General features: G+C 51.0%; 23 protein-coding genes. 18 read left to right on the top strand and 5 right to left on the bottom strand.

What is annotated here, in order from left to right:
* Nucleotides 1–7 precede the first annotated feature (7 nt).
* The 5 genes from rnhA to folE all read left to right on the top strand — a co-directional run bounded on the left by rnhA (nucleotide 8) and on the right by folE (nucleotide 3090).
* Nucleotides 8–442, top strand: coding sequence for a ribonuclease HI (gene rnhA / locus ACFQZE_RS18655; RefSeq protein WP_379360117.1), 435 nt, complete (start codon nucleotides 8–10; stop codon nucleotides 440–442).
* Nucleotides 443–445: 3 nt separating this feature from the next.
* Complete coding sequence (gene queG / locus ACFQZE_RS18650) at nucleotides 446–1621, top strand: tRNA epoxyqueuosine(34) reductase QueG (protein ID WP_379359773.1); 1176 nt, start codon at nucleotides 446–448, stop codon at nucleotides 1619–1621.
* A complete protein-coding gene (locus tag ACFQZE_RS18645) occupies nucleotides 1608–2135 on the top strand; it encodes a methylated-DNA--[protein]-cysteine S-methyltransferase (protein ID WP_379359771.1) in 528 nt (175 codons plus the stop codon). Before queG ends, ACFQZE_RS18645 begins: the two co-directional genes overlap by 14 nt.
* A gap of 102 nt (nucleotides 2136–2237) precedes the next feature.
* Entirely contained in the window at nucleotides 2238–2459 is a 222-nt protein-coding gene (locus tag ACFQZE_RS18640; RefSeq protein ID WP_379359769.1) for a YneF family protein, read from the top strand.
* Between the two features lie 37 nt (nucleotides 2460–2496).
* On the top strand, nucleotides 2497–3090 hold the full coding sequence (folE, locus tag ACFQZE_RS18635) for a GTP cyclohydrolase I FolE (protein ID WP_379359767.1): 594 nt from the start codon (nucleotides 2497–2499) through the stop codon (nucleotides 3088–3090).
* Between the two features lie 125 nt (nucleotides 3091–3215).
* Here folE and ACFQZE_RS18630 read toward each other — a convergent pair whose 3' ends face one another.
* Nucleotides 3216–4274 (bottom strand): alpha/beta hydrolase, encoded by a 1059-nt coding sequence (locus ACFQZE_RS18630; RefSeq protein WP_379360115.1) that lies wholly within the window; start codon nucleotides 4272–4274, stop codon nucleotides 3216–3218.
* A gap of 311 nt (nucleotides 4275–4585) precedes the next feature.
* On the opposite strand from ACFQZE_RS18630, the gene ACFQZE_RS18625 reads away from it, so the two are divergent.
* Nucleotides 4586–5329, top strand: a complete 744-nt coding sequence (locus ACFQZE_RS18625; RefSeq protein WP_379359765.1) for an IclR family transcriptional regulator — start codon at nucleotides 4586–4588, stop codon at nucleotides 5327–5329.
* 310 nt (nucleotides 5330–5639) lie between these two features.
* Here the strand turns inward: ACFQZE_RS18625 and acnA are convergent, their stop codons facing one another.
* On the bottom strand, nucleotides 5640–8351 hold the full coding sequence (gene acnA / locus ACFQZE_RS18620) for an aconitate hydratase AcnA (RefSeq protein WP_379359763.1): 2712 nt from the start codon (nucleotides 8349–8351) through the stop codon (nucleotides 5640–5642).
* A gap of 259 nt (nucleotides 8352–8610) precedes the next feature.
* Here acnA and ACFQZE_RS18615 point away from each other — a divergent pair, with 259 nt between their 5' ends.
* From ACFQZE_RS18615 to ACFQZE_RS18585, 7 genes are all read left to right on the top strand, one after another.
* Nucleotides 8611–9876: an amidase domain-containing protein gene (locus ACFQZE_RS18615; protein ID WP_379359761.1), complete on the top strand. Its 1266-nt coding sequence runs from the start codon at nucleotides 8611–8613 to the stop codon at nucleotides 9874–9876.
* Nucleotides 9877–9905: 29 nt separating this feature from the next.
* Complete coding sequence (locus tag ACFQZE_RS18610; protein WP_379359759.1) at nucleotides 9906–11081, top strand: D-alanine--D-alanine ligase; 1176 nt, start codon at nucleotides 9906–9908, stop codon at nucleotides 11079–11081.
* 93 nt (nucleotides 11082–11174) lie between these two features.
* Nucleotides 11175–11492 carry a hypothetical protein gene (locus ACFQZE_RS18605; RefSeq protein ID WP_379359757.1) on the top strand — a complete coding sequence of 106 codons (318 nt, stop codon included), beginning with the start codon at nucleotides 11175–11177 and terminating at the stop codon, nucleotides 11490–11492.
* Nucleotides 11493–11495: 3 nt separating this feature from the next.
* Nucleotides 11496–12518, top strand: coding sequence for a UV DNA damage repair endonuclease UvsE (gene uvsE / locus ACFQZE_RS18600; RefSeq protein ID WP_379359755.1), 1023 nt, complete (start codon nucleotides 11496–11498; stop codon nucleotides 12516–12518).
* Between the two features lie 6 nt (nucleotides 12519–12524).
* Complete coding sequence (locus ACFQZE_RS18595; protein ID WP_379359753.1) at nucleotides 12525–13343, top strand: sulfite exporter TauE/SafE family protein; 819 nt, start codon at nucleotides 12525–12527, stop codon at nucleotides 13341–13343.
* Nucleotides 13344–13456: 113 nt separating this feature from the next.
* Nucleotides 13457–14299, top strand: a complete 843-nt coding sequence (locus ACFQZE_RS18590) for an inositol monophosphatase family protein (protein ID WP_379359751.1) — start codon at nucleotides 13457–13459, stop codon at nucleotides 14297–14299.
* Between the two features lie 127 nt (nucleotides 14300–14426).
* A complete protein-coding gene (locus ACFQZE_RS18585; RefSeq protein WP_379359749.1) occupies nucleotides 14427–15587 on the top strand; it encodes a PQQ-dependent sugar dehydrogenase in 1161 nt (386 codons plus the stop codon).
* A gap of 233 nt (nucleotides 15588–15820) precedes the next feature.
* Here ACFQZE_RS18585 and ACFQZE_RS18580 read toward each other — a convergent pair whose 3' ends face one another.
* The 3 genes from ACFQZE_RS18580 to ACFQZE_RS18570 all read right to left on the bottom strand — a co-directional run bounded on the left by ACFQZE_RS18580 (nucleotide 15821) and on the right by ACFQZE_RS18570 (nucleotide 18909).
* On the bottom strand, nucleotides 15821–16306 hold the full coding sequence (locus tag ACFQZE_RS18580) for a GNAT family N-acetyltransferase (RefSeq protein ID WP_379359747.1): 486 nt from the start codon (nucleotides 16304–16306) through the stop codon (nucleotides 15821–15823).
* Between the two features lie 20 nt (nucleotides 16307–16326).
* Nucleotides 16327–17637 (bottom strand): glutamate-1-semialdehyde 2,1-aminomutase, encoded by a 1311-nt coding sequence (locus tag ACFQZE_RS18575; protein WP_379359744.1) that lies wholly within the window; start codon nucleotides 17635–17637, stop codon nucleotides 16327–16329.
* 147 nt (nucleotides 17638–17784) lie between these two features.
* Nucleotides 17785–18909, bottom strand: coding sequence for an LCP family protein (locus tag ACFQZE_RS18570; protein WP_379359742.1), 1125 nt, complete (start codon nucleotides 18907–18909; stop codon nucleotides 17785–17787).
* Between the two features lie 218 nt (nucleotides 18910–19127).
* On the opposite strand from ACFQZE_RS18570, the gene ACFQZE_RS18565 reads away from it, so the two are divergent.
* The 5 genes from ACFQZE_RS18565 (at nucleotide 19128) to ACFQZE_RS18545 (ending at nucleotide 23865) form a co-directional block, all read left to right on the top strand.
* The gene (locus tag ACFQZE_RS18565) at nucleotides 19128–20156 is read left to right on the top strand and encodes an ABC transporter ATP-binding protein (RefSeq protein ID WP_379359740.1); all 1029 of its coding nucleotides are present in this window, start codon (nucleotides 19128–19130) and stop codon (nucleotides 20154–20156) included.
* Nucleotides 20153–20947: an ABC transporter permease gene (locus tag ACFQZE_RS18560; protein ID WP_379359738.1), complete on the top strand. Its 795-nt coding sequence runs from the start codon at nucleotides 20153–20155 to the stop codon at nucleotides 20945–20947. The genes ACFQZE_RS18565 and ACFQZE_RS18560 overlap by 4 nt, the downstream gene beginning before the upstream one ends.
* A 3-nt stretch (nucleotides 20948–20950) precedes the next feature.
* Nucleotides 20951–21742, top strand: coding sequence for an ABC transporter permease (locus tag ACFQZE_RS18555; protein ID WP_379359736.1), 792 nt, complete (start codon nucleotides 20951–20953; stop codon nucleotides 21740–21742).
* 103 nt (nucleotides 21743–21845) lie between these two features.
* Nucleotides 21846–22316: a thioredoxin-dependent thiol peroxidase gene (gene bcp, locus ACFQZE_RS18550; protein WP_379359734.1), complete on the top strand. Its 471-nt coding sequence runs from the start codon at nucleotides 21846–21848 to the stop codon at nucleotides 22314–22316.
* A gap of 199 nt (nucleotides 22317–22515) precedes the next feature.
* Complete coding sequence (locus ACFQZE_RS18545; RefSeq protein WP_379359732.1) at nucleotides 22516–23865, top strand: polysaccharide deacetylase family protein; 1350 nt, start codon at nucleotides 22516–22518, stop codon at nucleotides 23863–23865.
* Nucleotides 23866–23964: the final 99 nt, after the last annotated feature.

Below are 23964 nucleotides of genomic sequence, written 5' to 3'. Positions count from 1 at the left end.
TGCAATGATGAAAGACGTTATGATTTATACGGATGGAGCTTGCTCTGGAAATCCCGGTCCAGGCGGCTGGGGTGCCGTTTTGTTTTATGGGGCGCATCAGAAGGAAATATCGGGCGGGGAAAAGGCGACAACAAACAATCGAATGGAAATTCAAGCCGTTATTGAAGGGCTAAGCATGCTGAAGGAGCCTTGCAGCGTGAAGGTATACAGCGATTCCGCCTACGTCGTCAATTGCTTTCAACAAGGGTGGATTCATGGCTGGATGCGCAACGGCTGGAAAAATAGCAAAAAGGACCCGGTGGAAAATCAAGACCTGTGGAAGCAGCTGTGGGAGCTTATGCAGAAGCACACGGTTGAATACGTCAAAGTAAAAGGCCATAGCGATAACGTTTGGAATAATCGTTGCGACGAGCTTGCGCGCGAAGCGGTCAAAAGGTTGTAGAGTATGACAGACGAGTGGCTGAAGCTGAAGCAGGAGATGAAAGCGGCCGCGAAGGAGCTTGGTATCGACACCGTGGGCGTAGCTTCGGCGGAGCCTTTTACCATATTGAAAGAACGGCTGATTCGTCATCGCGAGCTTGGAAGGGAGTCTGGATTCGAAGAGCCGGATCTCGATAAACGGACGGATCCTTCGCTGCTGTTCGACAAGCCGAAGAGCATAATCGCGATAGCCGTAGCCTATCCATCCAAGCTCATCGATCCGCCGAAATCGGAGCCGGGAGCGCGCAGAGGCATTATGTCTCGTTCCGCATGGGGAGAAGACTATCATAAGGTGCTTCGCGACCGGCTTGCGAGACTAGAGGCTTGGCTGAGGGAGCGGGTACCGGGCTTTAGAAGCGAGAGCATGGTCGATACCGGAGAGCTTTCCGACCGGGCCGTTGCGGAGAGGGCTGGAATCGGCTGGAGCGCCAAAAACTGCTCCATTATATCTCCAGAATTAGGCTCATGGATTTATTTGGGCGAAATGATTACCAACTTGCCGCTTCCGCCGGATGTGCCGGTAACGGAGGGCTGCGGCACTTGCACGAAATGTATTGACGCTTGTCCAACAAACGCGCTTGTTGGGCCCGGTGAACTCGACGCCCAGCGATGCATTTCTTTTGTTACGCAAACAAAGGGAATGGTTTCCGACGAGTTCATGCGCAAAATCGGCAACCGGCTGTACGGCTGCGATACTTGCCAAGTCGTTTGCCCCGTTAACCGGGGGAAAAACTGGACGCAGCATCCGGAGCTGCAGCCGGACGTAGAGCTTGCCAAACCTCTGTTGACGCCGCTGCTTACAATTGGCAACAAGGAGTTCAAAGAACGATACGGATTCACTTCCTCGGCCTGGCGGGGCAAAAAGCCGATCCAGCGCAACGCTGTAATTGCTCTCGGCAATTTTAAAGAAGCAAGCGCTGTACCTGATCTTATCGGGGTGCTGCAATCCGATCCGAGGCCTGTGCTGAGAGGAACGGCCGCTTGGTCGCTTGGCAGAATCGGCAGTCCGCTTGGGGAGGAAGCGCTCCGGCTCGCTTTTGAAAAGGAACAGGATGCGGAAGCGAGAGATATGATCGCAAATGCGTTAGCCATGCTGGAGAAGAGCCTCATGGGAGGAGAGAAGGAACATGACGGAGATTAGAGCTGTGGAACTCTCGTCCCCAGTAGGGCCCATTGTTGTAATGGCGACGGATGAGGGGATATGCCACTTGTCTTTTGGTCGTTATGATGCACAGAGAGATAAGCTGGAGCAGTGGGCGGGACGAGCTTTTGAGGATTTAAACGAGCTTCCTGCATTGGTCCCGTCTGGGGATCATCCTCTATTGCATGAGGCTTCGCAGCAGCTGGATGCCTATTTCGCCAAGCGGCTGCATAGGTTCGATCTCCCTCTTCATATGTCAGGAACGCCCTTTCAGTTGAAGGTATGGGAGGCGCTGCGTCAGATTCCCTATGGGGAAACATGTTCATATAAAGATATCGCTCTTAAAATATACCAACCTGGCGCTATGAGGGCAGTCGGCGGCGCGAACAACCGAAATCCGGTTTCCGTTATCGTTCCTTGCCATCGGGTTATCGGAGCAAGCGGCAAGATGGTCGGCTATGGCGGCGGATTGCCGATCAAGCTCGCTCTCTTGGATTTAGAGCAATTGCAATAGGGCTGAAAGCTGCGGATTCATTGCGAAAATGGGCATGGACATGCTATGATACAGGGTGTTGAATTTTATAAAATTATAGATTGAAGGGGTCAGGTGACATAGATGGAATGGTACAATATTGTTATCCCGATTGTAACGTTGATTGCTGGAGCAGCAGGCGGTTTTTTTGTGGGGATTTTTTATCTTCGCAAGCAAATTGAGAAAATGCAGAACGATCCCGATATGATCCAGCGTATGGCGAAGCAAATGGGTTACAACTTGAATAAGCAACAGATGTCGCGTGCGCAAAATATGATGAAAAACCAGAAGTTCCCTCGTAAGTAAGCAATAACGAAGCAATCGCCGGAAGGAGCGGATAGTATTGGCGGGCAAAAAGGATTACGTCAATTCAAAAGTGTCGGAAAACCGGGAAAAGATTGAATTCCATGTTAAAGAGATTTTGAAGCTGGTCGGTGAGGATGTCGAGCGCGAAGGGCTGCTGGAAACTCCTGCCCGGGTTACCCGGATGTACGAAGAAATTTTTGCGGGTTATGAAGTCGATCCGCGCGAGGTGCTTGGCGTCACATTTGATGAGCAGCATGAGGAGCTTGTCATTGTGAAAGATATTGTCTACTACAGCCAATGCGAGCACCATATGGCGCCGTTTTTCGGCAAGGCGCATATCGGCTACATTCCTAGCGGGAAAATTGCCGGACTTAGCAAGCTGGCTCGTTTAGTTGAGGCTGTTACTCGCAGGCTGCAGGTACAAGAGCGTATTACGTCGCAAATCGCGGATATTTTGGACAAGGAGCTATCTCCGCATGGCGTAATGGTTGTCGTGGAAGGCGAGCATCTTTGCATGTGCTCCCGCGGCGTCAAAAAGCCCGGCAGCATGACCGTTACATCGGCGGTTCGCGGAGAGTTCCGGTCCAGCCCAGCGCTTCGCTCGGAGTTCCTTTCTTTGCTGAAACAATAGATATTATGAACTAGTAAAAAAACGAGTATTCCCCCTCGCCTTAGGCGCTATGGGAATGCTCGTTTTTCTTTTTTATATGGTTCCTTCGCCTCGCCGTTTTCCGTACTTGAACGATTGCTTTTCCTTTAATTGATTCGTTCCGCTTGAATTCCATTGTCCACTTGGCTGAGGAACAGGGCGGTTTTTTGAATATATTCTCTCGGATGCTTTCGGAACAGCAATTCATGCTGGCCATCTTCTACAATCCAAGAGCGGGAAAGGGAATGGGTCTGATTGGCTGCGATTTGTTCGGCCGTTGCGGCAGGCGCTTTCGCATCGTCTGTCCCATGGATAATATAGATCGGCATGTCAAACTGGTTCGCAGCCACTTGCTCGGCAGGGATAGACCCGAAGCCGCTTCCTGTCCAAAGCGGGATCATCGCTTCAATTAAAGGGAGCGACGGAAAGCGCGGTAGCGGGACAAACTGGTTCAAATTTTCAAACAACGCTTCAGAGCTTGGGACAAAAAGGCTATCCAAAATCATCGCGTCGATTTCATCGGTTTGCAATGCAGTTTGCAGGGCGGTTCCGGCTCCCATAGAAAATCCCCACACGACGATATCGTCCGCTCCTCTGGACTTGGCGTATTGAATAGCTGCCAAGAGCTGCTGGGATTCCTCTCTACCGCCTGTAGCGGGCGCTTTATATTGCTGGGAAGCATATCCGTAGTCAAACAACAAAACGTTATATTGCAGATCATGAAGGAGCTTGGTCAAATCGTACATAGGAACCCAGTCTTCTTCCCGGTTGGCGCCATAGCCGTGGCTGAACACGACTGTGCGATTGGCCGTTTCCTCTTGTACGGCAGCAGGGACATACCATCCGCTTACGGTCGTTTCTCCGCTATAGCTGGGGAATACGACATCCTCATAAGCAACGCCTATTGCTTGCTGAGGATTGGAGGAGAGCGGGGCCACATACGGGTATGCCAGCATCCAAGCGACGTAGCCGTGAAAAATAAGGACCACAATTAAACACATCGCCAGAAGAGAGGTGAGCGAAGCGACAAGCAGATGCTTGCGGCGTCCGGCACTTCTGGTAGGAAACGGAATTTGCGGTGCGGGCAGAGCCGGCAGGGAAGGCAGCAATGGATGCTGCGGAGCAAAGCCGTCTAAAGCAGGGGAATGGGTCATCGTTGTATTCATCATCTATGTTCCTCCCGCAATCTATAATGTAAGCGCTATATTTTTAATGTATCTTCATGGTAGTGCGGGAGTTCCGGCCTGTCAATTCATGTCGACGGATTGTTAGGACGGTGTAATCGTTCTGTAATGTAGAGAGAATACTTTACGGTAACGGAGCTTTTGAGGTATACTAATTGAGAATCGATTTCAATGAATTTGAAAAAGGGTTTCAAACGGTGAAACTCGAATAAATAGGATAGCCAACAAATGAGCTGCTGAGAAATAGCATATAAAAGAGAGTTAGCATAAAGGATGGAAGGGAGTGCCGCCGCATGGAAGACGGTAAATCAACGGTACGCGCAGTTGACCGCGCACTTGATATTTTGTTGTGTTTTACAGCCAAAACGGATTGGGCAATGACAGAAATCGCGGAACATGTGGGGCTCCACAAAAGCACGGTCCATCGTATGCTGGCGACGCTTGAGGAGAAAGGCTTTATCGAACGCGATCAGTCGACCGAGCGATACCATTTAGGATTAAAGGTGTGGGAGCTGTCTGCCAACCTGTCCCGTTCAGACGATCAGGCGACGATATGGCTTCCGGATATGGTCAGACTAAGAGATCAACTTGGCGAGACGGTCAGCATTTATGTTAGGGACGGTTCGGAGAGAATTCGGATGCAGGCGGTGCAAAGCAACCAGGCTGTTCGGAGAGTGGCTCCGGTAGGGCTTAGACTTCCTTTATACGCGGGGGCTTCGAGTAAAGTGCTCATTGCATATTCGGATGCTTCTGTAAAAGAAAACATATTTGCATCGCCCACCTGGCCATCTACTATCGATATGGAGCAATACAATCATCAGTTGCAGGAGATCGTTGTTCAAGGGTATGCGACAAGCTTTGAAGAACGGGAGCTGGGCGCGGCCGCTCTGTCTGCCCCTATATTTGACCGATTTGGCGTTCTTGCAGCCGCGCTTTCGATTTCAGGCCCAGCCAGCAGGCTGAAGCCGGATACGATGCGGGAATACGCGCCAATTATGATGGAAGCTGCCAAACGGATGGGGACTATGATTAGGTAGTAACTCGGGGGCACCAACTGTGGCGCCTAGTTGTGCCAAAAACCACTAAATGTGTTCGAAAACACCGTGGGCAGTTGGTTGAGCAAGAAAGCGAAAATCGAGCGAATCAGCCGAAAATGAAATTAGCGGTATCAGAATCTTATACATGATTCAGAGTGTTATCTAACAATAATATTCAAGTAGATATCCATCCAAGCAGGAAAAATAAGCAGAAAAAAAGCGCCAGGGATTTCCCTGGCGCTTTTCAATGCGTGCGAAGCCCCTCAAAAAGACAAAAAAACAGGGCGTGGTCATCACGCCCTGTTTCTTGTTACATATTAGCAATCATTTGACGAAGCACCGTTTGCAGGATGCCGCCGTTGCGGTAGTAATCTACGTCAACGAGGGAGTCTAGACGAACGATTGCGGAGAATTCGAACGATGTGCCGTCTTCACGAGTCGCTTTTACGACAACCGTTTGACCTGGCAGAACATCGTTGGAAAGTCCGACGATATCAAATGTTTCACGGCCGGTAATGCCAAGCGTTTTCCAGCTTTGGCCTTCTTGGAATTGAAGCGGCAGAACGCCCATTCCAACAAGGTTGGAGCGGTGAATACGCTCGAAGCTTTCGGCGATTACGGCTTTAACGCCCAGCAAGTAAGTGCCTTTTGCCGCCCAGTCGCGGGAGCTTCCTGTACCGTATTCTTTGCCAGCGATAACGACAAGGTTTTTGCCGTTCTCTTGATACTTCATAGAAGCGTCATAGATGGACTCGACTTCGCCAGTTGGCAGGTAAGTTGTTACGCCGCCTTCCGTTCCTGGAGCCACTTGGTTACGAATACGGATATTCGCAAACGTACCGCGCATCATCACTTCGTGGTTGCCGCGACGGGAACCGTACGAGTTGAAATCTTTGCGATCTACGCCGTTGTCGATCAAATATTTGCCGCCAGGGCTGTTAACCGTAATGTTGCCGGCAGGGGAGATATGGTCCGTCGTAACGGAATCGCCCATGAGAGCAAGTACGCTAGCCGAAGGAATGTCGGCAATGTCGGACAGGTCGGAACCAAGGTTTTCGAAGAACGGAGGGTTTTGGATATAAGTGGATTTTGCATCCCACTCGTAGCTTTCGCCTTCCGGTACGTCGATTGCGTTCCAACGCTCGTTTTGCGTAAATACGTTTTCGTATTTGGCGTTGAACATTTCTGGGTTCAAGGACGAAGCAACAGCTTCCTTGATTTCCGCGTTTGTCGGCCAAATGTCTTTCAAGTAAACCGGCTGGCCGTCTTGGTCGTGGCCGATTGGGTCGTGAGCAAGGTCGATGTTGACAGTGCCCGCAAGCGCATAAGCGACAACAAGCGGCGGAGATGCCAAGTAGTTGGCTTTCACTTGAGCGTGTACGCGGCCTTCGAAGTTCCGGTTGCCGGACAATACAGCAGCTACCGTCATATCGTTGTCAGCGATCACTTTGCTTACTTCGTCAGGCAATGGACCGGAGTTTCCGATACATGTCGCGCAGCCGTAGCCAGCAACGTGGAAGCCAAGCGCTTCAAGCGACTCCAACAAGTTTGCTTTTTTCAAATATTCCGTAACGACCAGGGAACCTGGAGTCAGGGAGCTCTTTACGTAACCTGGTTTAGTCAGGCCGCGCTCAACCGCTTTTTTCGCTACGAGACCCGCCGCAAGCATAACGCTTGGGTTGGAAGTGTTCGTACAGCTCGTAATCGCCGCAATAACGACTGCGCCTGTGCCCATTTGGGACTGCTCGCCGTTCGGGTGAGGAACTGGAACGACTTGATCGATTTTCTCTTCCGTCAGGCCGTATCCGCCTTTGTCGATTGGCGTGCGGATAATGCTGTTGAAAGCTTCCTTCATCGCCGTCAGCTCAACGCGGTCTTGCGGACGCTTAGGACCAGCAAGGGACGGTACGATTGTGGAAAGATCAAGCTCGATCACGTCGGAGAATACCGGGTCCGGAGTTTCGTCCGTACGGAACATGTCTTGTGCTTTATAGTATGCTTCAACCAAAGCGATTTGATCTTCTTTACGGCCTGTTTGGCGAAGGAAGTCAAGCGTTTCGCCGTCAACCGGGAAGAAACCGACTGTTGCGCCGTATTCAGGAGCCATGTTGGCAACTGTTGCACGGTCAGCTAGGCTGATGTTGGACAAGCCTGGGCCGAAAAACTCGACGAACTTGCCGACAACGCCTTTTTTACGAAGAATTTGAGTGACAGTAAGCGCAAGGTCAGTTGCTGTGGAGCCTTCTGCCAAGCTGCCTGTCAGCTTAAAGCCGATAACTTCCGGCATTACGAAGTACAGAGGTTGACCAAGCATGCCCGCTTCCGCCTCGATGCCGCCAACGCCCCAGCCAACTACGCCAAGACCGTTGATCATTGTCGTATGGGAGTCGGTACCCACGAGGGAGTCCGGATAAACAACGGTTTCTCCGTCGATCGTTTTTGTAGCGGCTACCGATGCGAGGTACTCCAAGTTAACTTGGTGAACGATACCTGTTCCAGGAGGAACCGCACGGAAGTTGTCAAACGCCGTTTGCGCCCAGCGAAGGAAACGGTAGCGCTCTTCGTTGCGTTCAAACTCCACTTTTGTGTTGTATTCCAAAGCTTCCGGGCTGCCGAAAGCGTCAACCATAACGGAGTGGTCGATAACGAGATCGACGGGTACGAGCGGGTTGATTTTTTTCGGGTCGCCGCCTGCTTTTTTCACAGTGTCGCGCATAGCCGCAAGGTCTACGACAACCGGTACGCCCGTGAAATCCTGAAGAACGATACGTGCAGGGATAAAAGGAATTTCTTTGTCTTCGCGGCCATTTGCCCAGTTGGCCAATTGTTTAACATGCTCAGGTGTGATTGCGCGGCCGTCGAATTGACGAACGGCTGCTTCCAGCAATACTTTGATGGAGAAAGGAAGCTTGGAAATATCGCCAAGGCCTTGCTCTTCGAGTCCGCCGAGACGGTAGTAAGCGTAAGACTTGCCGCCCGACTCCAGTGTTGTGCGAACAGAATATTCGTTTTGTTTAGACATCGTTATTCTCCTCTTCGGTTAGTAAGGATGCTGTTTCATTAGTTGAAACACGATTTCAAAAACTTTATGTCTTTAGTATAGCGTTAAAATGGTCATTCCGTAAAGTCCAATTATGTCCTTTCGAACCTGTAATTAACCTTGCCCGCCCGAACAAGAAATGGTACATGAACCGCCGATCACGGTCATATAATGAAGCAGTTGTTGCATGCCTTTTTGATGCATGTTCGGCATGATCGAATTTAGGTCGGGAGGGGTAGCGATGTCGAGATCGGACAGCCGGAACTCCGGCAGCGGCAGGACAAAGCGCAATAGCAAGGCAGCGGATAAACACCCAGCTTCGGCAAGTTCCAAGTCAGCGGGGGCGGGGGATGCTCGTGTGCAAAATGCCAGCGTCGTTAGCGGCGGGAAGCGACAGCAGGGGAACAACGGGAGGGGCCAGCTAAAATTAAGCGCGCTTCCGCAAGCCTCCGATTTCGCAGGAAGCGCTCGTACATCGAGCGACAGCGGCTGGAAATCGGCCCTTCACCGCTATGTCAGCTTGTACAATCAAGCGGAAACGGAGCAGCATGCCCGCGTGTTGACCGATTTTGTAACGGATGAAGTGCATGCCGAGCGGCTGATGCAAAGACTGGATCGAATAAGGGAACGGGATTTATATAGAGGAGCGTTGCCTGCTGGAAGTGAAACCAAAGCGGATATTATCCGTGTCAACGAGTCGACCCATGAAGTATCGGTGCTGGTGAAGCTGCATATCAAAAGAAGGATGGAGCAATCGGGTCTCTATTATATGGAGGAGCGTTCTGAATACGAACGGATATGGCTTACTTCCGAAGGGCGCGATTGGAACGTGCTTCAAGTGGAGCCCATTATTGCGGAACGCCGCCCGCGCTATGGAGCATCTGTCCATCAATGGCTTGCGGAGGCGGAAGGGGAATCGGAGAGCAGCGTTTACCTTGCGCCGTCCACGCCATTTTTAAATTATGAAGTGATGCCGAATTTTCAAAATCGGACGGGAACGACCCGCTACAGAAGAGATTTGGCCGCCGCTTATGCGGATAGATGGTGGAACGAAGGCAATTCAGCTTACGAGTTGTTCGACGTCAATTGCACCAATTACGTTTCCCAGTGCATCTTTGCAGGTAATGCTCCTATGAACTATACTGGTAAAAGGGGCAGCGGCTGGTGGTACAAAGGGCGCAGCAAAGGCCAGGAATGGTGGAGCTACAGCTGGGCCGTATCCCATGCACTGAACCAATATTTATCCGCTGCGCGCAAATCGGGGCTGAAGGCGGTCACCGTCCAATCGGCGGATGAGCTGCAGCTTGGCGACGTCATTACATATGATTGGAATGGCGACGGACGCTTCGAGCACAGCACGATCGTAACGGCCTTTGATTCCTCGGGCCAGCCGCTTGTGAACGCCAATACGGTTGCGAGTCGGCACAGATATTGGGATTATCGGGATTCCTATGCATGGACCAGGAACACGCGTTATCGTTTTTTTCATATTCCCGATGTTTTATAACGAAATTTATAATTACCGGAGGATAGACTATGGGGAGCAAAATAAAAGTCGGACTGGTGTATGGCGGTAAATCCGGCGAGCACGAAGTGTCCTTGCAGACGGCATTTGCCGTTATGCGTGAATTTGACTATAGCCAATACGAAATTAAACCTTTTTATATTACAAAACAAGGCGAGTGGAAAACAGGAAGCGTATTGCTGTCCCCGCCGGAAAACGTAGAGTCGCTTAGATTTGACAACGCAAGCGGAGGCTCGTCCACGTTGTCGCTTTCCCCGCTGTTCAACGCTCTTGATTCGTCTTCCCAGCAAGCTGCGCAGAGCGCGCTTCAGGAAGCGAAAATTAGCGGGAAACCTGCCGTTCAAGCGGGTAATGAGGGTTCGGTTGACGTTATGTTCCCTTTGCTGCATGGCACATTTGGTGAAGACGGCACGATTCAAGGGCTTTTTGAGATGGCGAACATCCCTTATGTAGGCGCTGGGGTGCTTGCTTCTGCCGTAGGCATGGACAAGATTATGATGAAAAAAGTATTTGCCCAGGAAGGGCTGCCGCAATGTATATTCCGTTATTTTAACCGGACCCAGTGGGAAAAGGACTCTTCCTTCTTTATTATGGAATGCGAAGTTTCGCTCGGTTATCCATGCTTCGTCAAACCGGCCAATTTGGGCTCAAGCGTAGGCGTGTCCAAAGCGAGAAACCGGGAGGAATTGATCGAGGCCGTCAACTATGCGCTCCGCTTTGACCGTAAAGTCATTGTAGAGGAGTTTGTGGACGCCAGGGAGATTGAGGTCAGCGTGCTTGGCAATGATGAGGCGAAAGCTTCCGTAGTTGGCGAAATCGCTCCTTCTAATGAATTTTACGACTACAAGGCAAAATATATCGACGGCAAATCGACGATGATGATCCCAGCCCAGTTGCCGGATGGAATCTCGGATTCCGTTCGTGAAATGGCGGTACGCGCTTTTCAGGCGATTGACGGTTCGGGCCTTGCGCGCGCCGACTTTTTCCTCAGAAAAGAAGACAATCAGCTTTTCATTAACGAGGTGAATACGCTGCCGGGCTTTACTCCGTTCAGCATGTATCCGCTTATGTGGAAAGAAACCGGCTTGCCTTATAAGGAGCTGTTAAAAACGCTAATCGAGCTTGCGCTGGATCGTCACAAAGATAAGCAACGGATCGATTTTACAGGCGAGTCCTTAACCAATTAAACTTTTTTTGCGACAACCGGCGCGTCGAAACCTTGTTTAGGGCTTCGGCGCGCCGATTGAGCTATTCACTTAAATAAGGAGAGGCGACAAACTATGGGATTCCAGACGGAGTTTAATTCGGTATGCAAGTTCAAATCGGAGCAGGAGCTTTATGAATTGCTCGAATACGGCAAAGGCAAGATGGTCAAAAGCGGGTTCCGCGTCTATCCGGCAGGACAAAAAGTGATCGCCTATACGCCAAATAACGAAGCGATTGCGATTGTACGCATTTCGGCCTCCATTGCGGAAATCAATTTTCAAGGCGAAGAAGTGACCCAAGTGGAGATGGAACTGGTGCGAAAGCTGACGGAAGAAGAAGCCCGCATTCAAACGGCGCTTGCGTTCGAAATGTTTTTTGGGGAGCGTTCTTAAGGCATGATCGTCCGGTTCGGTTTTGTGGCGATGAGCACGCTGCTGGAAAATGCGTCTCCTTCAAGAACGATGACCTACGCTACGTTGTCCAAGCTGGATGACCGCGAGGCGGGCATTCGCAAATTGGAGCGGATTGCCGAAGAGAATCTAGCGAGCACTTTGCGTATTCTTAAGCACGGCAGAGCTCACGATATCGCGATGTACCGATTTTCCTCCAAACTCATTCCTTTGGCTACACACGAAAGTCTTGCGGAATGGGACCCTTACGGGCCGCTCGCATCATCGTTCCGGGCAATCGGCGATTATGTGAAAGAAAAAGCGATGAGAGTATCTTTTCATCCCGACCACTTTTGCGTATTCAGCACCCCTCGGCCGGAAGTGCTTCGCAACTCGAAAAAAGATTTGGTTCACCATGTCCGGATGCTGGAGATGATGGGGCTGGATGAGACCGCCAAAAACAATATTCATATGGGCGGAGCTTACGGGGACAAGGAAACGTCCAGCGCGAGATTTATTGCGCAATTTGGAGCTTTGCCTCCAGAAATCAAACATCGAACCACGCTTGAAAACGACGACAAAACGTTTAATGTAAAAGAAACGTTGTTCGCCGCCGAAAGCGTAGGCGTCCCTATGGTGCTCGATATTCATCATCATGCCGTCAATACGGGCGGTGTTACTGAGGACGAGCTGGCGGAAGCCATTTGGCCGCGCATCGTTCGCACTTGGCAAGCGGAGCGGGACAGGCTCGGGATGGGCTCTTCCTTGCGGCTGCCTCCCAAAATCCATGCGTCCAGTCCCAAAAGCGCAAGCGATCCTCGCGGCCATGCCGATTTTGTGGAGGCGGAGCCGCTGCTGCGCTTTTTAAGAAGAGCAGCTCACGCGACGGACCATCTGGATTGCATGCTGGAGGCCAAAAGCAAAGATGCCGCGCTTCTAAAGCTCATGGAAGATTTGAAACAATGGGAACAGAGAGGAGCAGGGGTAAAGGTAATCGATGGAGGAAGCGTCGAAATTACCCCGATATAAACGACGATGGAATGGATTTTGCTTGTGCTTCTTGGTGTTGTCGCAGCCATGTTCGGTAGCATTGTCGGACTTGGCGGGGGCATCATTATCGTCCCCGCTTTGCTGCTGTTTGCGCCGGCTTTGATCGGAGAACCCGTTGATCATGCGACGGCGGTTGGCATTTCTCTTACCGTGCTGGTCGTTACGGCACTAGCGTCAACCCTTTCCTACAAAAAGAAAGGGCTCGTCGATTTCCGCAGCGCTTGGCTGTTCTTTATTACAAGCGGACCGGCCGCCATGATCGGATCGGTGGCTACGGGCTATTTGAAAGGCGGGACATTTCAGCTTGCATTTGGTTTTTTTATGCTGCTTATGGCTGGTTTGCTCATTGCCCGAGATTATTTGAAACCGTTTACGAAACAATGGCCGATCGTCCGCACGATTAAGATCGCTACGGGAGATCAGTATACATACAGCTATGGTCTATGGCCGGCGCTTGCGATTGGATTTGGGGTAGGTTTAATCTCAGGATTGTTCGGCATCGGGGGAGGTTCGCTGTTTGTGCCTCTAATGGTTTTGCTGTTTCGGTTTCCGCCGCATGTGGCGTCCGCCACTTCCATGTTCATCATTTTTTTATCGTCCATTTTGGGAGGCGGCATGCATATCGCTCTCGGGGAAATCAATTGGCTGCTGGCGCTCGCCCTTATACCGGGGGCATGGGTGGGTGGCAAGCTGGGAGCATGGATCGCCGTCCGCATGAGCGGGAAAGGGCTCTTATGGTTGCTTAGAGTGACGTTGTTTGTGCTCGCGATTCGCTTAATCGTCCAAGGTTTTCGTGATCTGTAGCGGGACATACGCTTGTTCTGCGCGAAACTTGGAACGGGTTTGGCCGTATTACAATAAGATAAGTATCGATAAAGCTATTCCAGCCACTAATACAATCAAGGATGTGATCAAGCGTGGATGACGGAACGAACGGCTTCGTCGTAGGGGGCAAAAGCTTTACCGCAGTCGCCATCAATTGCGCGGCGAAAGCGGGGGAATGGATTACAACGAAGCTTGGCAATCATGCCAAACTTGAAATAAAGCAATCGGCGCATGATCTTGTCACGGAAGTGGACAAGGGGTCCGAGAGGCTCATTCGCAAATTGATAGGGACTCATTTTCCCCACCATTCCTTTTTGGGAGAAGAAGGCGTAGAGCCAGGAGCGGAAGCTTCGGCCAAGGCGCTTGCTGATGCAAGCGATGCGGAATACTTATGGATTGTCGATCCGATTGACGGCACAACCAACTTTGTGCACGGCTTTCCGTTTTTTTGCGTGTCCATAGCGCTTGCCTACAAAGGTGAAATTATAGTCGGAGTTGTGTATGACCCGATTAAGGACGAGCTTTTTGTAGCGGAGAAGGGAAAAGGCGCATACGTACATGGCAAAAAAATGGCCGTTTCAACGGACGCCGCATTGAGAGAAAGTCTTATCGCTACCGGGCTTCCGGCAGATAGTCAACATGCCTTGCCTCGCAATCTGAAAGAAATAGCTTCGATAGCGCCGCAAGTGCGCAATTTAAGAATTGCGGGTTCGGCAGCGCTTCATATGGCCTATGTGGCAGCGGGCCGTTTGACCGGATTTTGGGAAGTGGGACTTAACAGCTGGGATATGGCGGCGGGTTCCTTGCTTATTCAGGAGTCTGGAGGGCGGGTTACCGACAGCAAAGGAGCTCCGTATACTTTAGGCGTCAGGGATGTTGTGGCAACAAATAACGGCATTCACGATGAGTTTCTGCAAGCGCTTGCGAAATCGTAAGGAGACCGTTAGCAATAATAAAATACAGGCTTAACAGCGAAGAGGACAACGTAAGAGGCGCATTAGCGCAGCGAAGTTGTCCTTTTTTCAATAGAATTCATTTTGATCAAAAGGAGGAGGTTTGGCTATGAAAAACAGGCAGTATATGAAATTGGCGGCGGTAGCGGCATGCACGGCTCTTCTTCTGTCTGCTTGCGAAGGAAAGGAATCAGGTGCGGTCCATCCGTCAAACAATGCAAATGGGGAAAAGGGAACGGCGCCGCAAGCGACTGCTAGCGCCACAGCGGTTCAAACGGAGAGTCCGGCGTCATCCTCTGAACCTTATCAAGTATTGGGCACAGGCCTTTCCATTCCGTGGTCGATCGAGTTCGCCGGGGAGACGATTTATTTGAGCGAGCGGGAAGGCGCGATTGTGCGGATCGAGGACGGCAAGCTGGAGCGGGAGACGGTACAATTGTCCAAGGCGGTACATCACGAGGGAGAAGGCGGCTTTTTGGGATTGCTGCTCGCGCCCGATTTTGAAACGACCGGACAAGCCTACGCCTACCATACGTACTTAGAGAATGGCACGGTTTTGAATCGAGTTGTAGTTTTGAAGCAGGCCGGTAAGGAGTGGACGGAGCAAAAGGCGCTGCTGGAGGAAATACCGGGAGATCTTTACCATAATGGCGGCCGAATGGCGTTTGGGACTGACGGATACCTCTATGTGACAACTGGCGACGCTATGGAGGAAGGGAGATCGCAGAATCGGAGCAGCCTAGCGGGGAAGGTACTAAGGATGGGATTGAACGGCGAAGTGCCGGAAAACAACCCGATTTCTGGCTCATACGTATTTTCCTATGGTCATCGAAATCCTCAGGGTCTTGCATGGACCGCCGATGGTACGATGTACAGCACGGAGCATGGACCGTCCGGCAGGCCGGGAGGGCATGATGAAATAAACCGTTTGGAGCCGGGGCTTAATTACGGTTGGCCGCTGCTTATCGGCGATGAGCGGGGCGAGGGAATGACCGCGCCGATTTATCATACGGGAGATGAAGCGATCGCTCCTTCCGGTACTGTTGCGGACAAGGAAGGCAGGCTGGTCATCGCCGCCCTGCGAGGGGAAGCCATTTACCGCTATACGCCGGAAACCGGAAAAATGGAAGTGCTGCATAAAGGAGAAGGCCGCATCCGCGATGTGAAGCTGAGGGACGGCAAGTTATATTTTATTACAAACAATCGGGATGGACGCGGTGCTCCGACCTCAGCAGACGATAGGCTTATTGTAATGGATTACCCGGCATAAGGGCGGGAAAATATCGATCCGTAAAAGTGAAAACGATAGAGATTAAAAACGATAAGAAGCGGAAGCATAAAAAAGCGAAAACATAAAAAAGCGAAAACATAAAAAAGCGAAAACGATTGAAACCGAAAACCTTAACAGACGAAACCAACAAAAGAAACCAACAAAAACGGCCGCCAGAGGAGTGCCAACACTCCGTTCTGACGGCCGTTTTTCTGTGTAAATCTATCTCTAGTTTAAATCCATTTATACATCAAAATATCGTCTACGTACCGGCCGTTGATGCAAAACTCTTCGACCAGCCGCCCTTGCTCCTCAAAACCGAACTTTTGATAAAAGGCAATCGCAGCTTCATTCGTCGACATGACGCGGAGCGACATTTTGCGTTTGCCGTTCTCTTTTCCCCAATTCTCTGCCGCCTCCAGCAGCTTCATGCCGATTCCTAAGCCTCTAAACCTGTCGTCAACGGCAATGACGATTTCCAGCACATGAGAATTGGAAGGAAGCATCTTGAGCGGCTGCCTCAAGCTGAGGAATCCGCAAAGCTCGTTCTCCAGCACGGCAACGATTTGACTTCCCGGCGGACTGATGCTGGCATATTCCTCAGGGCTTTCCCAGTGGAGGGGAGCGGGAGCATTGCCGTCATGCCAAACCTTATTGTTTAAGTCGACTAGAGCCCCCATATCGCCCTGCTCCGAAAAACGGGTGGTCACTAAGCTCATCGCAGACACTCCTAGTCCTATTATAGTTTAGCCATCGCGAGGCGTGCCGCTTGCAGCGTAGCTTCAATGTCTTCTTCCGTGTGAGCGATGGTGAAAAACCAGGCTTCGTATTTGGACGGAGCGAGGTTAATGCCTTGATCCAACATGAGCCGGAAAAACTTGCCGAATCTTTCGCCGTCCGTATTTTGCGCTTCGTCATAGTTGGTGACGGGATGATCGCAGAAATGGGCGGAGAAGGAGCCTCGAATTTGGTTAATGGTAAGCGGAATGCCGTTGCTTGCCGCTGCTTCGCGCAGGCCGTTTGCAAGCTTCGTCGCCAAAGCGTCCATGCGATCGTAAATGCCCGGCTGCTGAAGTACTTCCAGACAGGCGATGCCTGCGGAGATGGAGGCCGGATTGCCTGCCATCGTGCCAGCCTGGTAGGCCGGTCCAAGCGGAGCGACCTGCTCCATAATTTCGCGGCGTCCGCCGTAAGCGCCGATAGGAAGGCCGCCGCCAATAATTTTGCCCAGTGCGGTCAAATCCGGCTCAATGGCTGAGTGGTCGGCAAATACGCCGTACGTTTGCGCGGCACCGTAATGGAAGCGGAATGCGCTGATGACTTCGTCATAAATGACAAGCGCTCCTGCTTCTCTCGTCAACTTGCAAAGGCCTTCCAAAAAGCCTTCATGAGGCATGACCATACCGAAGTTGCCGACAATCGGCTCAACCATTACGGCAGCTGTATCGTCGCCCCAACGCTGCAACGCTTCCGCAAGCGCCTCAAGGTCGTTGAATGGAACGGTAATGACTTCATGGGCGATGCTGGTTGGAATACCCGCGCTGTCGGGAATGCCAAGCGTCGATGGGCCGGAGCCCGCCGCAACGAGAACGAGATCGGAATGGCCGTGGTAGCAGCCGGCAAACTTAATGATTTTGTTGCGCTTGGTATAGGCTCTAGCTACGCGAATCGTCGTCATGACGGCTTCCGTTCCCGAGTTGACAAAACGAACCTTATCGAGGGAAGGAATCGCTTCTTTCATCATGCGGGCCAATTTGATTTCGAGTTCGGTAGGAGTGCCGTACAGCACGCCGTTGCGTGCGGCTTGCACAATCGCTTCCGTAATATGCGGATGGGCGTGGCCTGTAATGATAGGGCCGTAAGCGGCCAAATAATCGATGTAGCGGTTGTCGTCCACGTCCCAGAAATAAGCGCCTTCCGCACGTTTCATAAAGACGGGAGCTCCGCCGCCAACCGCTTTGAACGAGCGGGACGGGCTGTTGACGCCTCCTACGATATGTTGAAGAGCTTCGCTGTATAGCGATTCGGAAGTAGGTCTTTGTGTAGTCATTTTAAAAGGTTCCTTTCAAAAATAGATGAATTTTAAAGTCTTAAGTACATCTTGCGGCATAAAAAAGGTCCCGCAGGCCACTCGCGGCTTGTGGGACCTTCCGATAATGGTGCGTAAATGGGGCAGGAAAACGCTTCGGGACCCGCCCTATCTGCTAGAACTGCTGGAGCTGTTAAAGCTGCTGCTCGACTGGCTAGAACTGCTGGAGCTGTTATAGCTGCTCGAGCTTCCGCCGTTGCTGCTCGCATCCGTGCTGTCGGGGCTTGGCGATTCCGAAGGAACTGGAACCGTTTCGTCCTTCGACAACGTTTCCTGTACAAATCCGAGCAAGGCGTCGTGGTCGCGAATTCCGATAACGGAAGCGCCGCCGCGCTGTTCTTCGCTAACCAGCTCCATTGGAGGAATTTGCGCTGTTCCGCCAACATGGCTTTCAACTCCCAGTTGACCGAGCTTGAGCATGTCATTGACGCTCAAGTTTGTTTCGATATACGGGGAGACGCTCTCCAAAATTTCTTTCATCCGAATCAAATTCCAAGTCGATTGAAGTTCTTTGGCTACGGCTTTCAAGAAGTTGCGCTGGCGCTCCGTTCTTGTGTAATCGCTCAAGGCATCGTGACGGAAGCGGACGTACTGAAGCGCTTTGTCGCCGTCTAGCAGCTGATAGCCCTTCTTGAGGTCGATGTCGTAACGGTTTTTGTCGGCATTGTCCGTGTAGCGCATGTCCTTCTCGACATCAAAGTAGATGCCGCCGATCGTGTCGATTAGAGCTTTAAAGCCTTCAAAGTCAGTATAGACGTAATACTGAATTTCGAGGCCAAGCAAATCGCCGACTGTTTTCATCGCGAGCGTTGGACCTCCGATGGTGGCGGCGGAATTGATGCGGCCTTCCCCATGACCTTCGATTGGTCCATACGTATCGCGGAGTACCGAGAACAGATGGGCCTTTTTTGTTACGGGATCGAAGGAAGCGACCATAATGGAGTCGGAACGGGCGATTTCTCCTTCTTGAGCGTCACGCGCATCTCCGCCCAGCAGCAAAATGTTGACGCGTTCTTTGCCTTCCCATTTCGGAACCTCAACGGTATTTTCCGGTTTGATGTCCTTAAAGATTGAGTTCTCGGGCTTCTTTTGGAAACTGTCCAATTCGTTTATAACGCCCGCGCCCCATACGACTGCCGCCGTAATGATGAGCGCAAGGAGGATAGACGCACTTATAATGACCCATTTCCATTTTGATTTCTTTTTTGTTGGCTCGCTTGACCGTGTACGCATTGCGTTCGTTGGTCTCCTTTCAAAGTACGCCTAAATTGAGGTTCCCGTATCCAGCTGCGCAGCTTGTCCCGCAGTTTACGCATCGAGATAACTGATGTATGATTACATATCATAAAATTATAAAGCTCATGACCGACTCGTTGCAAGTTTTATCATTTAGAGGACGATTCGGTCGCTATTTCCCAGGAAATGTCGAAGCGAGAGGAGCTGACAACAGCATGCTGGCTATGGATGTAAAGGATTTGCGCAAAGACTTCCGCGTGCAGAGAAATCGCGAGGGCCTGTCGGGCGCGCTTAAAGACCTGTTCAAGCGAGAGTATAGCGAAGTGAGAGCGGTCAAAGATATTTCTTTTCAAATCCCACAAGGGGAAATTTGCGGTTACATAGGCGAGAACGGAGCAGGTAAGTCGACAACGATCAAGATGCTGACCGGCATTTTGGTTCCGACATCAGGCCAGCTTAAAGTGAACGGTTATGTCCCTTATAGGGACCGGGAAAAGTTTGTGAACGAAATTGGCGTCGTCTTCGGCCAACGCTCCCAGCTTTGGTGGGACATCGGGGTCATCGAATCGTTCCAGCTTCTTCGCAAAGTGTACCGGGTGCCGGAAAGCGATTTTCGCAAACGGTTGAACAATCTGGTAGAAAGGCTGCAGCTTGGCGATTTGCTGAACCGTCCCGTGCGGAAGCTAAGCCTAGGCCAGCGGATGAGATGCGAGCTGGTCGCTTCATTGCTGCACAATCCTTCTATTCTCTTTTTGGATGAGCCGACTATCGGTCTTGATATCGTTGTCAAAACGGAAATTCGCGACTTTCTCATGCAAATGAATCGAGAAGAAGGAACAACAATTCTTCTGACTACGCATGATTTGCAGGATATCGAGGCGCTTTGCTCACGTGTTATTATGTTGGACGACGGTCGGATTATTTATGATGGCGGTTTGGACGAGCTTAAAACAAAGTGGAGCAAAGGACGTGAAATCCAGTTCCAATTCGCCTCTCAAACGCCGGTTGCCAAGCTGCAATCGCTCACGGAGGGACTTGAGGTCAGCTGGAGCATGGAAAACGATGTAACGGCCAAGCTGTTCGTTCCCCATGAGGTGAGCGTTTCGGATGCGATGGCGAGAGTGGTAGGCGGAGCGGAAATCCGCGATATTAAAATATTCGAAACGAACACGGACGAAATCGTCCGGGGCATCTACAGCTCGGGTTCGGCCGATGCTAGCAAGAAGGAAGCGGCAACCCCATGATGAGCGCTTATCTCGACTTTATCCGGATCCGCTTTTTGATGATGCTCGCCTATCGGGTCAATTATTATAGCGGAATTGTGATTTATGCCATTAACATTGGAGCTTACTACTTTCTTTGGCAGGCCATCTATGGCAGCCAAGAGTCGCTTGCCGGATTTACCGTTCCCCAGATGACGACTTACATTGCGGTATCGTGGATGGCGCGAGCTTTTTATTTCAACAATCTAGACAGGGAAATTGCCAATGAAATTCGGGACGGCAGCGTTGCCGTTCAGCTCATTCGTCCGTATTCGTATTTGCTGGTGAAAATGATGCAGGGGCTGGGAGAGGGATTGTTCCGTTTTATTCTGTTTATGGTGCCGGGACTTGGGATCGTTTGTTTGATCTTTCCGGTTTCTCTGCCTACAGACCCCGTCGTATGGCTCATTTATTTTGTAATGCTGTTTTTCAGCTTTTTGATTAATTCGCAGCTCAACATTTTGACAGGGCTGTTCGCCTTTTTTGTGGAAAACAATGAGGGAATGATGCGGATGAAGAGGGTGATGGTAGACCTGTTCTCCGGCGTCGTTGTGCCGATCGCCTTTTTCCCGGGGTGGCTGTCCGGCATTATGCAATGGCTGCCGTTCCAGGCGATTACTTATTTGCCGAGCTCCGTATTTACGGGGCGGACGCAACTGGAAGAAGCGGCTGGCGTGCTAGGCATTCAGGCGTTATGGTTTGCCATTTTGCTGCTGCCTATCGGGCTGACGTGGCGTTCGGCGCGTAAGCGTCTGTTCGTGCAAGGAGGGTAACGGGTGAGATACGCGTCTTTATTTTGGGAATACATTAAAAACTATGCGAAAACAAAGCTGACCTATCGAGCCGATTTTTGGATTGAGGTCATTTCCGATTTGTTGTTCCAAGGAATGAATTTGATCTTTATATTGATCGTGTTCCAGCATACCCCGTCGCTAGGCGGATGGAGCGAGCTCGAAGTGGTGTTTGTCTATGGCTTCTTTATGATTCCTTATGGCCTTTTCAGCACCTTGTTCAGCATTTGGAATTTCAGCGAGCGGTATATTGTAAAAGGGGAAATGGACCGGGTGTTAACTCGTCCCGCCCATAGCCTGTTCCAAGTTTTATTCGAAAATGTGGACCCGCCGTCGCTTATCGGCTCGTTTGTAGGCGCAGGCATTATGGTTTATTGCTGGGCGGAAATGGGCTTGCCGTTCCAAGCGATGGACTTGCTGATTATGGCGCTCCTCATTGGGGGAGCGGTCCTCATTTACGCTGGGCTGTATACGGCGCTGAATGCGGTATCGTTTTATTCGGACGCGCCGACGGGCATCGTGCCGTTAATGTACAACATTCAAAACTACGGCCGCTATCCTGTTAACATTTATAACAAGGCCATCCGGTTCGTATTAACGTGGGTGCTGCCCTTTGCGTTTGTCGGAGTCATTCCGGCGTCCTACTTTTTGGAGAAAAAAACGGATGATCTGTCGCAGCTCGCTTTGCTCACCCCTGTAGTGGGACTCATCGTATTTGGACTCGGGCTTGCGTTTTGGAACCATGGGGTGAAACGTTACCGTGGAGCGGGATCTTAAGCTAAAGCAGGAGAGCAGCGGACTTTGCGGGCTTGAAGTTAACCTAAAGCAGGAGAGCAGCGAACTTAGTTAGCTTGATCTTAATCAAAGGAGGGAAGAGAGCATGACGATCGCCATTGGGAGAAAGGCGCCGAAGTTTAAACTTCCGGCTTCAAACGGGGAAGTCGTCTCACTGATGGAGCTGCGGGGCAAACATGTCGTTCTGTTTTTTTATCCGAAGGATATGACGCCTACGTGTACGGAACAGGCTTGCGATATGAGAGATGCCTACAGCGATTTTGCGGAGCATAATACGATTGTGCTCGGAATTAGCGGCGACAGCGTGAAGTCCCATCGGAACTTTATCGAAAAGAAAGATTTGCCGTATTTGCTGCTCTCTGATGAAGGCAACAAAGTCTGCGAGCTCTATGGCGTATGGCAGCTCAAAAAGCTGTACGGACGCGAATATATGGGCATCGTGCGCTCCACTTTCCTCATTGACGCCAAAGGCAATCTCGTCCGGGAATGGCGCAAGGTGAAAGTAAAGGGCCATGCCGGCGAAGTGCTTGATGCCGTTAAAAGCCTTAAAGGTTAACCAATTTGTGCAGAGCAATTCAAAGGGATATTCACGGTCATTTCGATGGCTGGGGATATCCTTTTTTTATTTGGGGTTGAGATTTTTTTTACGCCATAAAAGATGAACGGCGTTGTCATTTCATAGAGTAAAGTTTCATATACTCTACCAAATTGAATCCGTTGCAAACTTTGGATGATAGAGAAGGGTGGCTATGGCGATGCGGCGAGTGGTACAAGCTTCGATTTGTGCAGCTGTTTTGTGGTTTGGCGTTATGGAGTTTGGAGGAAGCATGCTGTACAAAGGAGAAGCGGCTCGCGACAATCCGGCGGTCTTGTCGGAAGCCGTCGTGGCCTATCAAGTCGAAACTCAGCCGCTGTTTGGCGATGCAAACGAGGAAACCGAAAAAAGCTCGATTACTGCCGGTTCGCAGCAAAGGGGCGGAGGGGCAACGCCGATAGGCGCCGCTGCAGACAGTGCGGAAGCGCCCGCACGAGCCGCCGCGGATTCGCAAAAAGTCGTTTATTTAACCTTCGACGACGGTCCTAGCAAACGGACTCCCGAAGTGCTCGATATTTTGAAAAAAGAAGGGATCAAAGCGACTTTTTTTGTGCTTGGCGAGCAAGTGGAGCGCAATCCGAAGCTGGCAAAGCGAATGATCGAAGAAGGACATTCCATAGGCAATCATACCTATGATCATAAGTACGAGCGTCTTTATGGGAGCTTCTCCGGTTTCGTAGAGCAAGTCATAAAAACGGATAACGCCATTTTCAACGCAACGGGCATTCGCACAACGCTTCTTAGAGCTCCCGGCGGAACACACGGCAACTTCGATCAAGGTTATTTCGATGCGCTTGAGGCTAGCGGATACCGGGTGCACGACTGGAATGTAGATAGCGGGGATTCCAAAAGGATCGGAGTTCCGGCAGCCGACATTGTAAATACGATTAAACATTCCAAGCTTGCGGATACGCTTAATGTGCTGCTGCATGACGGCGTAGGTCATGAAGAGTCGGTCAAGGCGCTGCCGTCTATCATTCATTACTATAAAAAACTTGGATATCGTTTCGAAACATTAAGCGAAGAGGTTCAGCCGATGCAGTTCCGACTGGCCTCCAAGTCGAAATGGAGCAGGGGGCCTGTAACCGAGGAGCAAACGGAGCCGCTCGTTCGTTTTGGCGCCTCTCTCGACCGAAGCGGCGCGCGTCAGGCCGTCTCCCTTCAAGAGCCGGACTTAACGGTTCATTGGGGAGACGAGCAAATCGTATTTGACGCTGGAAGCTATCGTTTATTAAACGGTTCCATTCATGTTTCTCTTAAACCATTTGCCCAGTGGCTGGGCGGGGAAGCGGAGCTTGACGAATCGACTGGCGTAGTGGAAGCGACTTTGCTTGGCAAAAAGCTGTTTTGGATGGCCGATGCTCCGCCTGCCAATGTGAGCGGCGAGACGGACGGGCAAGCGGAAGAAGGTGGAATAGACGTTCCGCTTAGGGCGACGCTTGGCGAGCTTGGAGTCGCTGTTAAAGACTATGTGTATTCCAAAGAGCGCAGAGAGGTTTGGCTGGAATAGCGCTAGAGCCTATTATGCGAGGCCGGGCAAGGAATCTAGCAGGTCTAAAGGGCGGAAAAGCTGGGGACACTGAAAAGTAGATAGATTTATTTTTCAGGA

The organism is Paenibacillus sp. GCM10027627 (assembly GCF_042675505.1).
GTDB lineage: Bacteria > Bacillota > Bacilli > Paenibacillales > Paenibacillaceae > Pristimantibacillus.
The sequence above is the reverse complement of the archived record's forward strand: the minus strand, read 5'-3'. Positions and strand labels throughout refer to the sequence as shown.

Coding starts and splice junctions, on each gene's coding strand:
- rnhA (WP_379360117.1), top strand. CDS start 8: ATGAAAGACGTTATGATTTATACGGATGGAGCTTGCTCTGGAAATCCC.
- ACFQZE_RS18640 (WP_379359769.1), top strand. CDS start 2,238: ATGGAATGGTACAATATTGTTATCCCGATTGTAACGTTGATTGCTGGA.
- ACFQZE_RS18585 (WP_379359749.1), top strand. CDS start 14,427: ATGAAAAACAGGCAGTATATGAAATTGGCGGCGGTAGCGGCATGCACG.
- ACFQZE_RS18615 (WP_379359761.1), top strand. CDS start 8,611: ATGTCGAGATCGGACAGCCGGAACTCCGGCAGCGGCAGGACAAAGCGC.
- ACFQZE_RS18630 (WP_379360115.1), bottom strand. CDS start 4,274: ATGAATACAACGATGACCCATTCCCCTGCTTTAGACGGCTTTGCTCCG.
- ACFQZE_RS18575 (WP_379359744.1), bottom strand. CDS start 17,637: ATGACTACACAAAGACCTACTTCCGAATCGCTATACAGCGAAGCTCTT.
- ACFQZE_RS18560 (WP_379359738.1), top strand. CDS start 20,153: ATGATGAGCGCTTATCTCGACTTTATCCGGATCCGCTTTTTGATGATG.
- ACFQZE_RS18565 (WP_379359740.1), top strand. CDS start 19,128: ATGCTGGCTATGGATGTAAAGGATTTGCGCAAAGACTTCCGCGTGCAG.
- bcp (WP_379359734.1), top strand. CDS start 21,846: ATGACGATCGCCATTGGGAGAAAGGCGCCGAAGTTTAAACTTCCGGCT.
- queG (WP_379359773.1), top strand. CDS start 446: ATGACAGACGAGTGGCTGAAGCTGAAGCAGGAGATGAAAGCGGCCGCG.
- ACFQZE_RS18610 (WP_379359759.1), top strand. CDS start 9,906: ATGGGGAGCAAAATAAAAGTCGGACTGGTGTATGGCGGTAAATCCGGC.
- ACFQZE_RS18605 (WP_379359757.1), top strand. CDS start 11,175: ATGGGATTCCAGACGGAGTTTAATTCGGTATGCAAGTTCAAATCGGAG.
- ACFQZE_RS18625 (WP_379359765.1), top strand. CDS start 4,586: ATGGAAGACGGTAAATCAACGGTACGCGCAGTTGACCGCGCACTTGAT.
- acnA (WP_379359763.1), bottom strand. CDS start 8,351: ATGTCTAAACAAAACGAATATTCTGTTCGCACAACACTGGAGTCGGGC.
- uvsE (WP_379359755.1), top strand. CDS start 11,496: ATGATCGTCCGGTTCGGTTTTGTGGCGATGAGCACGCTGCTGGAAAAT.
- ACFQZE_RS18580 (WP_379359747.1), bottom strand. CDS start 16,306: ATGAGCTTAGTGACCACCCGTTTTTCGGAGCAGGGCGATATGGGGGCT.
- ACFQZE_RS18645 (WP_379359771.1), top strand. CDS start 1,608: ATGACGGAGATTAGAGCTGTGGAACTCTCGTCCCCAGTAGGGCCCATT.
- ACFQZE_RS18595 (WP_379359753.1), top strand. CDS start 12,525: ATGGAATGGATTTTGCTTGTGCTTCTTGGTGTTGTCGCAGCCATGTTC.
- ACFQZE_RS18570 (WP_379359742.1), bottom strand. CDS start 18,909: ATGCGTACACGGTCAAGCGAGCCAACAAAAAAGAAATCAAAATGGAAA.
- ACFQZE_RS18545 (WP_379359732.1), top strand. CDS start 22,516: ATGCGGCGAGTGGTACAAGCTTCGATTTGTGCAGCTGTTTTGTGGTTT.